This is a genomic window from Streptomyces sp. NPDC000404 (assembly GCF_040300365.1).
GTDB lineage: Bacteria > Actinomycetota > Actinomycetes > Streptomycetales > Streptomycetaceae > Streptomyces > Streptomyces ramulosus.
In genome coordinates, this window is sequence record NZ_JBEPDN010000004.1 from 497,824 (window position 1) to 510,667 (window position 12,844).

5 protein-coding genes are annotated in these 12,844 nt (G+C 74.5%); 1 reads left to right on the plus strand and 4 read right to left on the minus strand.

Features of this window, described 5'->3' with window-relative positions:
• Nucleotides 1-276 precede the first annotated feature (276 nt).
• Both eccB and eccD read right to left on the minus strand, forming a co-directional pair.
• Nucleotides 277-1,746, minus strand: coding sequence for a type VII secretion protein EccB (gene eccB, locus ABT345_RS10070; protein ID WP_345088066.1), 1,470 nt, complete (start codon nt 1,744-1,746; stop codon nt 277-279).
• A 51-nt stretch (nt 1,747-1,797) separates the two neighbouring features.
• Nucleotides 1,798-3,186, minus strand: a complete 1,389-nt coding sequence (eccD, locus tag ABT345_RS10075) for a type VII secretion integral membrane protein EccD (protein WP_345088068.1) — start codon at nt 3,184-3,186, stop codon at nt 1,798-1,800.
• Nucleotides 3,187-3,460: 274 nt separating this feature from the next.
• On the opposite strand from eccD, the gene eccCa reads away from it, so the two are divergent.
• Nucleotides 3,461-7,429, plus strand: a complete 3,969-nt coding sequence (gene eccCa / locus ABT345_RS10080; protein WP_345088070.1) for a type VII secretion protein EccCa — start codon at nt 3,461-3,463, stop codon at nt 7,427-7,429.
• A 440-nt stretch (nt 7,430-7,869) separates the two neighbouring features.
• Here eccCa and ABT345_RS10085 read toward each other — a convergent pair whose 3' ends face one another.
• Together ABT345_RS10085 and ABT345_RS10090 are read right to left on the minus strand one after the other, a co-directional pair.
• A complete protein-coding gene (locus tag ABT345_RS10085) occupies nt 7,870-9,213 on the minus strand; it encodes a S8 family serine peptidase (RefSeq protein ID WP_345088072.1) in 1,344 nt (447 codons plus the stop codon).
• 225 nt (nt 9,214-9,438) lie between these two features.
• Nucleotides 9,439-12,732 carry a right-handed parallel beta-helix repeat-containing protein gene (locus ABT345_RS10090; RefSeq protein ID WP_345088074.1) on the minus strand — a complete coding sequence of 1,098 codons (3,294 nt, stop codon included), beginning with the start codon at nt 12,730-12,732 and terminating at the stop codon, nt 9,439-9,441.
• Nucleotides 12,733-12,844: the final 112 nt, after the last annotated feature.

A 12,844-nucleotide genomic window follows, 5' to 3' on the forward strand; every position in this document is an offset into this window, starting at 1 on the left:
GGCGGGACCCTTCGCGAGGAATTCACGTTCTCCGGGCGCGCCGCTCCTGGGCTCTTCGGCCCGGTGTCGCTGCCAGGGAGTCGCCGACGCCACCGGCACGTACGCCTGCACGACGGCAGAAGATACGCCGGTGATCCGGCTGCCACGACGCCGACTTCACGAGGGAATCAGCTTCGGGAAACAACATCGAATTCAGGGTAACGGCGACGGCACGGGGTGTAGTCATACCAAAGGCTGATGTTCGAAAATCCCTTTTCCCGGCCTCTCCGTCACGGCTCACGAACCGGCGCCGGAGGGCCCGCAGCCGGTGGCCGAGGACGCGGGGGGCACGATGCCGCCCTTGGCGATCCGGGCCGGATCGAGCCGCGGCCCGGTCGGCAGCAACTTCACCAACTGACCGGGCACGGTGGCGGGTTGGGTCTGGCCGTAGCCGAACCGCTCGGCGGCTCCGGCGCTCAGCGGGTAGGCCGCTCCGGCGTCGGTGACGAGGTAGTCGGTGGCCCCGGCGCCCGCCGAGGACAGCGACCGCACGAGGACGCCGCTGCCCGGCCGGACCCAGACCCGGTCGGACGGCAGGCACGCCGCCTGGATGCCGGGCTGGGCGTTGGGCGCCCCGGCCGGTACGTCCTTGCTGTCGAGCACGGCGATGCCGGTCGTGGGGCCCTTGTTCCCGCGGCCCGGGGTGACCTTGGTGCAGACGCTCTGCGTGGCGCCCGCGGTGACCAGCCGGGGCGCCGTCGCCGGCAGGCCCTCGGCCAGGGAACTCCCCAGCCCGGGTGAGGCCTGGTGCTCCGACAGGTCGGCCGGCCCGATGGCCCGGGCCTGGACGGGCGCGCCGTCGTAGGCGTCCTTCTGGGTACGGGGGTCGCCGCGCAGCAGGTCGAACAGGAGCGGGGTGAGCGGGGTGAGTCCCTCCTTCCGCAGGACGTAGTGCTGCCCGTCCGAGCCGGTGAACAGCTGGCCGACGCGGGTGGGGGCGCCGGCCAGTTCGGGTCCGTCGGCGCCGCGGTCCGGTACTGGCGGCGAGTCCACGTCGGTGCCCGCGGTCAGGGTGTTCAGGAACTCGTCCTTGACGTGGAGGGGCGAGACGCCGGCCCAGCCGACGGAGGTGTGCGCACCGTGTTCGGTGTGGACGCGGTGCCGGGTGCCGTGCCACAGCAGCTGCACACCGCCGGAGGGCGAGGTCACCAGCGTGCCGGTGGCGTCGTCGAGGGCGTCGCCCGCCTCGGTTGCGCCGACGGCGAGGCTCAGCACCTCGCGCTTCTTGCCGTAGGGGTTGGTGAGGTGTCCGGCGCAGGCCAGCCAGGCTCCGGTGTCCAGCGCGCCGGGCGCGGGCACGGAGTCGGGGGCGCCGACGATGCCGACGGGCGCGCCGTGCGGGGTGCCGCCGAGGGAGGCGGCGCTGACGTGCTGCACGGTCATCCGGTCACCGGCGACGAGCTTCGCGGACGCCTCGTTGAGCACCGGGTGCAGGGCGTCGCCGGCGTAGAGGTAGCGGGTGGTGGAGTCGTCGACGAGGACGAGGGTGCCCGGTTTGCGCCAGGAGGTGGCGCCGCCCGGGGAGATGACGCCGTAGAGCGCCACGCCGATGCCGACGAGCACCGCGACGACGGTGCCGCCGATCAGGCCGCGTTTGGTGCGTGCGCTGGGGGCGTCGGCGGCGTCGGGCTCGACGCGGAGCATGCCCGCCGACAGCCGGCTCATCACGAACAGGTGGGCCTGTACCTGGTCCCGCCTGGATTGCATGTCTTATCCCCTTCCCCGGCCGTGCGGCCGGCGGCAGTGCGGCGGGCCGGGTCAGCCGTTGACGGCGCGCAGTTGCTGGTAGATGCCGGCGACGAGGATCGCCAGCGGGACGAGGGCGACGGCGGTCGTGGTGTGCAGCAGGTCGCCGATGCGGCCCCAGTACGGCACGAGGCGGCGGCCGGGCACCGTCCAGGCGGCGACGGCGGCGACGGCGGCCGCGGCGAGCAGCGCCGCGATCAGCGCCAGGCGGGCGGGGAGTGCCAGCTCCGTCGCGCCCGCGGTGGCGGCGAGGGCGAGTCCGCAGGCGCCGGGCAGCACCATCGACAGGCGCTGCCAGAGGCTGCCGAAGTGGCGCGAGTGGAGCAGCAGGAGCAGGCTCAGCACGCAGGCGCACACCAGCGGCGGCCAGCCGTCGGCGGCGGGGGCGGTGAGCAGCGCGGTGAGGCAGCCGGTGGTGACCAGGCCGAGGGCGGCGTAGAGGCCGGTCAGGTAGCTGTCCGCGAGAACGGCGCGGGAGGTGACGTGCTCGGCGGGGTGCGGGTCGATGCCTTCCTGGAGCTGGTCGGCGTTGGCGGGCAGCACCGGAAGCCGCAGGCCGGAGAGCCGGAAGCCGAGGCCGGGGACGAGGCCGCCGCAGACGAGGACCAGCAGGACGACGACGCCCGCGGCGTGGGCGAGGGGCAGTCCGGCGACGACGGCGCCGCCGCCCACGGCGACGAAGAGGCCGGCGGTCAGCGCGCCGAGGAAGAGCGGGGCGCAGGCGGCGACCGCGGCGAGGGCGAGCACCGAGGCGCCGGCGGCCGCGGCGCCCGCCGCCAGCAGCCGGGCGCCGAGCAGGACTTCGGGATCCCCGCCGGCGGGGACCAGGGCGCCGGCGAGCGCCATGCCGGGCACGGCCATGATGCCGAGGACCGCGCCGCCCGAGGCGTCACCGACGGCGCGGGACGCGGCGCCGGAGCAGCCGATCAGCAGGAGTGCGAGTCCGGCGGCGAGCGCGGCGCGCAGCCCGGTGGGGCCGGGCAGGGCGAGGACGGTGAGGGCGACGGCGAGCGCGGTGGCGGTCAGGCCGAGGAGGAGGCGGCGGGTGAGTTCGGGCCGCCAGGAGTCGGGGCGCCCGCGCAGCGCGTCGCCGACCCCGTCCACCAGGTCGTCGTAGGCGACTTCGGGCAGCGTCTCGTTGCGGGGGCGCAGGTAGAGGGTCTCGCCGTCGCGCAACTCCAGGGAGCGGGGGGTGCCTTCGTCGTCGAGCGGGGGGCGGCCGAGGCGCTGGATCGCCCAGCCGCCCTGCTCCAGGCCCGCTTCGTGCAGGTCGTCGCCCGCGTAGTCGACGAGGACCGGCAGCAGGTCGGCGACGGGGACGTCGACGGGCACGCCGATGTCGAAGGTCCTGTCGGGAGATCGGACGGTGAGTCGGCACAGGCCGACGGTGGTGTCGCTCACGGCGGCTCGCTCTCTTCGGCCCGGAAATTCCTCCGGGTCGACGCGGATTGAGGAGAACACTATCGTGACTGCTTATCAGTAATGCGATCACAGAGGGTACTCCCGAGAGCGGAAGAGGTATCCGGATCCATCCGGTCACCGCATCTCGATCTCCCTTTACCCAACCGCCATTTGCTCCCTCGCACATGCGAAGTGTCCTCGCTTCCGCGCCCGGTGATCCGCACCGGGTGCCGGGCAGCGCGGGATACGGCCCCCTCCCGAAGGAAGGTCCGTCTTGAGCACCGTCACATTCCGCCGCCCCCCACGAAGGCCGGGGCCCCAACTCCCGCAGGGCGAGCTGAGCCTTCAGGAACCGCCGACCCTGCCCGAGCCGCAGAGCGCCGTGTCCGGCATGCTCATGTACCTGCCCATGGCGCTCAGCTCGATGGGCATGGTGCTGATCTTCCTCAAGCCGGGGGGCGGCGGCGGGGCGCTGACCTACGTCGCGATCGGCATGATGGCGCTCTCCGCCGTCGGGATGCTGGTCACGCAGTTCCTGCGCACCACCCAGGACCGCAAGCGCAAGCTGCGCGGCGAGCGCCGGGACTACCTGCGCTATCTCTCCACCACCCGCCGCCGGGTCCGCAAGGTGATCACCCAGCAGCGGCAGGCGCTGGCCTGGCAGCACCCCGAGCCGCCCGCCCTGTGGTCACTGGCCCGCACCAGCCGGTTGTGGGAGCGCCGGCTGACCCACGAGGACTTCGCCGAGGTCCGCATCGCCCGCGGCTCCCAGGCCCTGGCGCTCACCCTCTCACCGCTGTCGACCAAGCCCGTCGAGGACCTCGAACCGCTCTGCGCGCACGCGCTGCGCCGCTTCATCCGGGCGTACGGCACCGTCGCCGAACAGCCGGTCGCCGTCCGGCTGCGGACCTATGCGCGGATCGTGTTCCACGGCGACGAGGCGGTCTCCCGCGGCGCGGTACGGGCGCTCCTGGCCCAGCTGGCGGTGTTGCACGCGCCGCGGGAGCTGGACATCGTGATCGTCGCGGACGGCGCGGCGCGCCCGGAGTGGGAGTGGGCGAAGTGGCTGCCGCATGTGCACCACCCGGCCGAGACGGACGGCGCGGGCGCCGCCCGGCTGGTCATCGACACCGTCTCGGAGCTGGAGTCGCTGCTCGGGGAGGAGTTCGCGCAGCGGCCCAAGTTCGACGCCGAGCGGGAGCCGAGCCGGGACGAGCCGTACACCGTGATCGTGCTGGACACCACGAACGTGCCGCAGGGTGCGCGGGTGGCGGGCGCGGGCTACGCCAACGCCGTGGTCCTCGACGTGCGCGGCGTGCTGGGCGGGCAGCACTCGCGGCAGGTGCTGCGGCTGCGGACCGGCGACAACGCGCTCCACATGCTCGGCACCGACCGCAACGGCAAGGAGACCGAGACCGCGATCGGCCGGCCCGAGCAGCTCGGCACGGCCGCCGCGCGGGCGCTGGCCGCCACCGTCGCGTCGTACCGGCCGGGCGCGCGCGCCCGCGGCGACCAGCCGCTCCAGGAGGACATGGACCTGGCGGGGCTGCTGGGCATCGCCGATCTGCGGACGGCGGCGCTGGAGCGGTTGCGGCGGCGCACCGGCGGTGAGCGGCTGCGGGTGCCGATCGGGCTGTCGGCGGACGGCGGGCCGGTCGAGCTGGACATCAAGGAGTCCGCGCAGGGCGGTATGGGCCCGCACGGCATGCTGATCGGGGCGACCGGCTCCGGCAAGTCGGAACTGCTGCGCACCCTGGTGCTCTCACTGGCCCTGACCCACTCGTCCGAGACGCTCAACTTCGTCCTCGTCGACTTCAAGGGCGGCGCGACCTTCCTCGGCCTGGACGAGCTGCCGCACACCTCGGCGGTCATCACCAACCTCGCCGACGAGACGGCGCTGGTCGAGCGGATGAAGGACGCGCTGCACGGCGAGCTGATCCGCCGCCAGGAGCTGCTGCGGAAGGCCGGCAACCACTCCTCCGCGCTGGAGTACGAGCGGGCCCGGGAGGGCGGTGCGGCCCTCGCGCCGCTGCCGACGCTGTTCGTGGTGGTCGACGAGTTCAGCGAACTGCTGGCCGCGCACCGCGACTTCATGGAGCTGTTCGTGATGATCGGCCGGCTCGGCCGCAGCCTCGGCGTCCATCTGCTGCTCGCCTCGCAGCGCCTCGACGAGGGCCGGATGCACCAGCTGGAGTCGCATCTGTCGTACCGCGTGGGCCTGCGGACGTTCTCCGCGATGGAGAGCCGCGGGGTGCTCGGCGTGCCCGACGCGTACCACCTGCCGTCCCAGCCGGGCAGCGGTCTGCTCAAGAACGACGTGGGCACGCTGACCCGCTTCAAGGCCGCCTACGTGTCCGGGTCCTACCGTCCGGTGCGGCGGGCCGCGCGGCAGGCGGTCGTGGCGGGCCAGGTGGTGCCGTTCAGCACCGCGTGGGTGCCGCAGCGGCAGGTGCCGCAGGCCGTCGAGGAGCTGCCGGAGGAGAGCGACGAGGCGGCGCCGAGCCTGCTCTCCGTCGCCGTGGAGCGGCTGCGGGAGCCGGACGCCGCCCCGGCCCACCGGGTGTGGCTGCCGCCGCTGGACCTCGCGCCGACGCTGGACGGACTGCTGCCGCCGCTGACCGAGACCGCCGGGCGGGGCCTGGCACCGGCCGGCGCGGCCGCCGGCCCCCGGCTGACCGTCCCCGTCGGCGTCGTCGACCGCCCCTTCGACCAGCGGCGCGACCCGCTGACGGCCGATCTGTCGGGCGCCGGCGGCCATGTCGCGATCGCGGGCGGGCCGCAGAGCGGCAAGAGCACCCTGGTCCGCACCCTGATCAGCGCGCTGGCGCTCACCCACACCCCGCGCGAGGTGCAGTTCTACTGCCTGGACTTCGGCGGCGGTTCGCTGTCCGGGCTGTCCGGGCTGCCGCACGTCGGCGGCGTCACCGGGCGCCTCGATCCGGAGCGGGTGGTCCGTACGGTGGCCGAGGTCACGGCGGTCATCGCGCGGCGCGAGCAGCGGTTCGCGGAGCTGGGCATCGAGTCGATGGACGACTTCCGGCGGCGCCGCGCCGCCGGTGAGCTGCCCGATGAGCGCCACGGCGACGTGTTCCTGGTCGTGGACGGCTGGAGCACGGTGCGGCAGGACTTCATGGATCTGGTGCCGGCCTTCAACCTCATCTCGTCGCGGGGGCTGAGCTTCGGCGTCCATCTGGTCATCGCGTCGTCGCGGTGGTCGGAGATCGGCAGCGCCCTGCGCGATCAGCTCGGCACCCGCTTCGAGCTGCGGATGGGCGACCCGGTCGACTCGGTGATCAACATGCGGGCGGCGGACACCGTCCCGAAGCTCCCCGGCCGCGGACTGACCGATGAGCGGCTGCACTTCCTCACCGCGCTGCCGCGGCTGGACGGCGACCCGCAGGTCGCCTCGCTCGCCGAGGGCGTGACGGCGATGGTGAGCCGGGTCAAGGCGGCGTGGGAGGGACCTGCGGCGCCCGCGGTACGGATGCTGCCGCTGGAGCTGGACGCGGCGACGCTCCCGGCGCCCGACGGCGATCTGCGGGTACCGCTCGGCCTGGAGGACCAGCGGCTGGAGCCGCTGGTGCACGACTTCGAGGCCCATCCGCACCTCATCGTCATCGGCGACGCGGAGACCGGCAAGACCAATCTGCTCTCGCTGATCTGCCGCGCGGTGACCCGGCGGTACTCCCCCGACGAGGGCCGGATCATGCTGGTGGACTTCCGGCGGTCGCTGGCGCCCGCGGTCCCCGAGGAGTCGCGGCTCGGGTACGCCGTCTCCACCGACAAGCTGCGGAAGATGATCGAGAGCGTGGCGCGGGCGATGCGGGACCGGGTGCCCGGCCCCGAGATCACACCGGAGCGTCTGGGGCGCCGCGACTGGTGGACCGGGCCGCAGCTCTTCCTGGTCGTCGACGACTTCGAGATGGTCGGGGGCGGCGGCATCTCCGGCCCGAGCCCGTTCGCGCCGCTGATGGAGTTCCTGCCGCAGGGCAACGAACTGGGCCTGCACCTCGTCGTGGCGCGCAGCGCCAACGGCGCCTCCCGCGGCATGGGTGACCCGCTGCTGCGGAAGCTGCTGGAGGCCAACACCCCGGCGCTGATGCTGTCCTGCCCGCCGTCGGAGGGGATGTTCCTGCCCGGTGTGAAGCCGCGCACCATGACCACCGGACGCGGTCTCTACACCACCCGCCGCGGCACGACCCAGGTGCAGACCGGCATGCTCCGGGCCCCGGACGCCTCCTGAGCGACGGCCCCGGCGCCCGCAAAGCCCCGCGCGGATACCTTCCCGGCATCCGCGCGGGGCTTTGCTCTTGCACATTGAACCGTTCGCTTCGCATCCCCGGCGCACATTTCTTCCCCCTTTCTCCGACCACCGCGATATTCCTCCGCGGCGAATCCGGAAAATGCCACCCCCAGGTGGAGGGTCTGCGGCTCCGATATCGATGGAGGAAGAGGAAAGAGATGGCGCGAAGCGGCGGCTGAAAGAGGGTGGGGGCCGGAAAGAATTCTTCTCCGTACGGTGCGAGCGCACCGTCACCGCGCGGTTCGGCACGGGCCCTCGGCCCGGCGCCCATGGCCCGGTGACGGCGCCGCGTCCTCACCGCCCGCGGGAAAAGAGAGGCGCCCGGGGCGGTTCCGCCCCGGGCGCACCCGTACTCCGTTCTCAGGCCCCGCAGTCCGTTCTCAGGCCCCTGCGCCGGAAGCCACCGCGCCGGTGCCGGACGGGTCCTCGGCGGGCGCGGCACCGCCCGTGGTGCCGACGGTGAACCGGCCGGGGCGCCAGCCGCGGCGCCTGCCGCGCGGTACGACCACGGCGACGAGGCCCACCAGCGCCAGCAGGGCGGCCGAGGCGCCGGCGATGATCCAGGCGCGGTGCGCGGCGGCGCGGGACGGCGCGGCGGGCATCCGCAGCGCCATGGCGTCGTCCCCGCCCGCGCCGTGCCGCGCGGCGCTCAGGTTGGCGCTGACCGCCGGCCCCGGATCCACCGTCCCCGCACCGGCCAGCGGGCCCGCGCCCTGGTCGTAGGCCGTCCGCTGCAACCGCGTACGGACCTGGTCGGCCGTCAGATCGGGCCGGTAGGAGCGGACCAGGGCCGCCGTGCCGGCCACGAACGCGGAGGCGTAGTCGGCGCCGCTGCCCACGAAGTGGCCCTCCCCGCGCGGGCCGATGCTCAGCACGTTGTCGCCGGGGGCGGCGAGCGCCGGTGCGGTGCGCGGCGGCAGTTGCCGGTCGGGGAGGCCGTCGGGCGGGGCGAGAGCGGCCACGGCGACCACACCGGGCAGCTGCGCCGGGTAGGCGGCGGGCGCCGCCGCGCCCCGGTCCTGCTGCTGATCGCCGTAGGCCGGGGCGAGGATCAGCGCGTCCTTGGCGCGGGCCGCCCGCACCGACGCCGTCAGCTTCGCGCTGCCGGACGCCAGGGCCACCGGGACGTCGATCACCGTGGCACCGCCCTTCACCGCCGCGTCGATGCCGGCGGCGAGGTGGTCGGCGGTGATGGTGCCGTCGTGCGACGAGGCGCGGACGGCCAGGACACGGGCGCCGGGCGCGACCCCCGCGAAGCCGACGTCCGCCGGTTTCGCCGCCGCGATCAGCCCGGCGACGAAGGTGCCGTGGCCGACGCAGTCCGTACCGGCCGAGCCGCCCGAGACCACATCGGGCCCCGCCTTGACCCGCCCGGCGAGGGCGGGCGCGGACGCGTCCACGCCGGTGTCCACCACGGCGACGGTGGTGGCGTCGCCCTCGGTGAGGTCCCAGGCCAGCTCGGGCCGCAGGAGTTCTTGCTGCCACGGCGGCGCCGGGGTCCTCTTCGCGGACGGCTTGGTGCAGCCCTTGCCGTCCAGCACCCGGGGGATCTGCGGCAGCGCGGGCGCGTCGCCCCCCGGGTCCGCGGCCGCCGCCGGTGCCGCGCCCGCGGCCAGCAGCCCGAGGGCGGCGGCGGCCGCCAGGGTCCGCCGGGCGCCGGGCGGCCGGCTCCCGGCGCGGCCCCGGACGGTGAACCGGGCGGCGTTCTCAGGGCAGTTGTCCACCGGCGGCGTTCCCCACTTCCGTTGCGAACCATCCCCCGCCCTCCCGGGGCGCCGGGGCGCGGCGGCACCGACCGGGCACCCCCGCACCCGGTCCGCTGCACGACGGCAGGGGCCGCCACGCCCTCCCATTCACCCAGCCCCGCAGGGCGCCCGCCACCTACAAGTGGGGGGTATGGGCGGGGAGTTCAGCCGGCGGGCGGCATCCGGGAGCGCGGGCCGGGCCGTTCACAGGTGGGCGCTCGCCAGGTCCTCCGGCAGCAGCCTGCGCAGCTCGTCCAGGCCCGCGTCCGGCATCCGGCTCAGCCGGCTCGCCTGGCGGGTGACCATCGCCTCCATCACCTTGCGGGCGTAGCGGGCGTTGCCGAAGTCCTCGCCGCGTTCGACCTCCTCGAAATGGCGGCGCAGGCCCTCGACCGTCTCGGGGACGCACTCGTAGCCGTCCCGCTCGCAGGTGCCCAGGACGATGGCGAGGAGTTCACCCGCGGTGTAGTCCTCGAAGTGGACGGTGCGGGAGAAGCGGGAGGCCAGGCCCGGGTTGGAGGCGAGGAAGCGCGCCATCTCACCGGAGTATCCGGCGGCCACCACCGCGACGTCGCCGCGGTGGTCCTCCATCAGCTTGACGAGGGTGTCCACCGCCTCCTGACCGAAGTCGTTGGAGGCGCCGCCGGACGGGGTGAGGGTGTACGCCTCGTCGATGAAGAGGACGCCGCCGCGGGCCCGGGCGAAGACGTCGCGGGTCAGCTGGGCGGTGTGGCCGACGTACCGTCCGACGAGGTCGGCGCGGGCCACCTCCACGAGCTGGCCGCGCGGCAGCACCCCGAGGGAGCCGAGGAGTTCGCCGTAGAGCCGGGCGACGGTGGTCTTTCCGGTGCCGGGCGGCCCGGCGAAGATCAGGTGGTGGCCGACGGAGGTGGCGGGCAGTCCGGCCGCCTGCCGCCTGCGGGCCGTGCCGAGGAGGTTGACCAGGTCCTCGACCTCGTTCTTGACCGCCTCCAGACCGGTCATCGCGCGCAGCCGGCCCAGCACCTCGTCCAGCGCCCCGCTGTCCTGCGCCGCGGTGCCCGCGCCGACCGCGGCGGCCGCCTGCTCGCCGACGTCGGAGGGGACGAAGGCGGTCAGGTCCTCCTGGGACACCTCGGCCCGCTCCGCCAGCCGGAACGCCTGCCGGTCCACCATCTCCTCGAAGACCTTGCGGGCGGCGCGCGCGTTGCCGAACGACTCGTCCTTGGGCATCCGCCCGAAGTGCACCGCGAGCGCCTTCTCCGTCTCCTCGGCGAGGGTGTAGCGGTGCGCCTCGCACTGCTTGCGGACGATGGTGACCAGCTCGGGGACGGTGTAGTTCTCGAACTCGATGGTGCGGCTGAACCGCGAGCCCAGGCCCGGGTTGGAGTCGAGGAAGTTGCTCATCTGGGAGGTGTAGCCGGCGGCGATGACCACCACCTCGTCGCGGTGGTCCTCCATCAGCTTGACGAGGGTGTCGACGGCCTCCTGACCGAAGTTGGCGCCGCTGCCCTCCTGGGCGGTGAGGGTGTACGCCTCGTCGATGAAGAGGACGCCGCCCAGCGCCTTCTCGAAGACCTCGGTGGTCTTCAGCGCCGTACCGCCGACGAACTTGGCGACCAGATCGGCGCGGGAGACCTCCACCAGATGGCCGGAGCGCAGCACGCCGAGCGTGGCGAGGATCGAGCCGTAGAGCCGGGCGACGGTGGTCTTGCCGGTGCCGGGCGGGCCCGCGAAGACCACATGGCGGGAGTTCTGGGGCACCGGCAGCCCGGCCTCGCGGCGGCGCCGGGCCAGCCGGTTGAGGTTGACGAGCATGGTGACCTGCTCCTTGACGCCCTGCAGGCCGACGAGTGCGTCGAGCTTGGCCAGCGGCCCCTGGGTGTCGGCGCCGCCGCCCGGGCCCGCGGCGGCCGCGGCCTCGCCCCAGATGTCCGGGTCGGCGTTGTCGGCGCTGGTCAGGTCCTCGACGCTCATCTCGCCGTCGGGTGCGGTCTGGCGGACGCCCGCGCCGCCGTTGCCGGTGGCGGTGCAGCCGGTCACCCGGACGCGCTTGCCGGTCTCGGCGCGGACGCCGTCCCCGGTGTTGCCGGTGAGCCGGCAGCCGTTGAGCGCGCCGCGCGCCTTCGGGCCGACGCGTACGCCGTTGGCCTTGGCGCCGTGCACCCAGGTGCGGACGGCGGTCAGTTCGGCCTCTTCTTCGAGGGCGATGCCGTCGTCCCCGGCGCCGGCGATCTCGCAGTCGAGGAGGGTGACGGCGGCCCGCGCCCCGACCAGGATCCCGGCGCGTGCGGCGCCGCGGACCGTCGTGGCCTGGAGGGTGGGCCGGGCGCCCTCGGCGAGCGCGACGCCGCACCGGCCCGCGCCGGTCAGCTCCCCGTCCTCGATCTGGGCGCGGCCGGTGGAGCGCACCTCCAGCGCGTGGCCCTCCGGGTCGGTGACGCTCACCCGGCGCAGCACCGGTGCGGCCTCGCCGTCGATGAGGACGGCGGTGCCCTTCGCCGCGGTGATCTCGGCGCGGTCCACCCGGGCCGCGCCGTCCCCGCCGAGCGAGAGGCTCTCCGCCGCGCAGCCGCGGAGCGTGAGGCCGGTCAGGACCGGTGCGGCGGACTCCTCGGTCACCACGCCGGAGCCCGCCGCGTCCTCGACGGTGCAGTCGGTGAAGGTGCCGCGGGCGTGGCCGGTGACGACGATGCCGTGGCCGTCGCTGCGCTCGACGCGTACGCCGCGCAGGACCGGGTCGGTGTCCCCGCCGAGCGTCACACCGTGGCTGGAGGTGGCGCCGACCGTGCACTCCTCGACGGTGACCTGGGAGGTGGTGGACAGGTGCAGGCCGATGACGGTGTCGCGCAGACGGCACCGGACGAGGCGGGTGGCGCTGTCCTCCTCCAGGGCGACGGCCGGTTTGCCGGTGGTGGTCACCGTGCAGTCCTCGACGGTGCCGCGGGCCCGGCCGTTGGCGAGGACGCCGTTGCCGCGGGCGTCGCGCACGGTGCAGCCGCGCACGACCGGGTCGGCGTCCTCGCCGATCACCACGCCGGAGCTGCCGAGGCGTTCGAGGAGGCAGTTCTCGATGATGCTGGGGGCGCGGGAGATGTCGACGATGCCGGCGCCCGCCTGGTTGACGACATGGCAGTTGCGCATCGCCAGGGAGCCCTCCTCGCGGGAGAGCAGCGCCGTCCAGGACGCACCGGTGATCTCGCAGTCGTCCAGGGCGGCCTGACCGCGCGGCACATCGACGACCGGCAGTTCCGTGTCGTCGCTGCGCAGCCGCAGTCCGGAGAGTTTGACGGCCTCGGCCAGCACCTGGACGGCGCTGCCGGTGCGGGGCGCGATGTCGACGGCCGCCCCGGCCTCGTGGGCGACGAGCGTGACCATCTTGGTCACCACGAGATTCTCCTCGTAGCGCCCGGCCCGCACGCTGATGACGGCGCCGCTGCGGGCCGCCTGGATGGCTTCTGCGATGGTGCGGTGTCCGTCGACCCCGTCCGGGTCCACGATCAGCAGGTGGCGGGCCAACGCCGCTCCCCCTTCGTCTGGGTCGGGTCGGCGACCGTCCCGGTCGTGCGCCGGAGCGGGTCGGCTCCCTGATTCGGTGTGGTGGGTTCGGGCCGCCCGCGTCCGTGGCCCG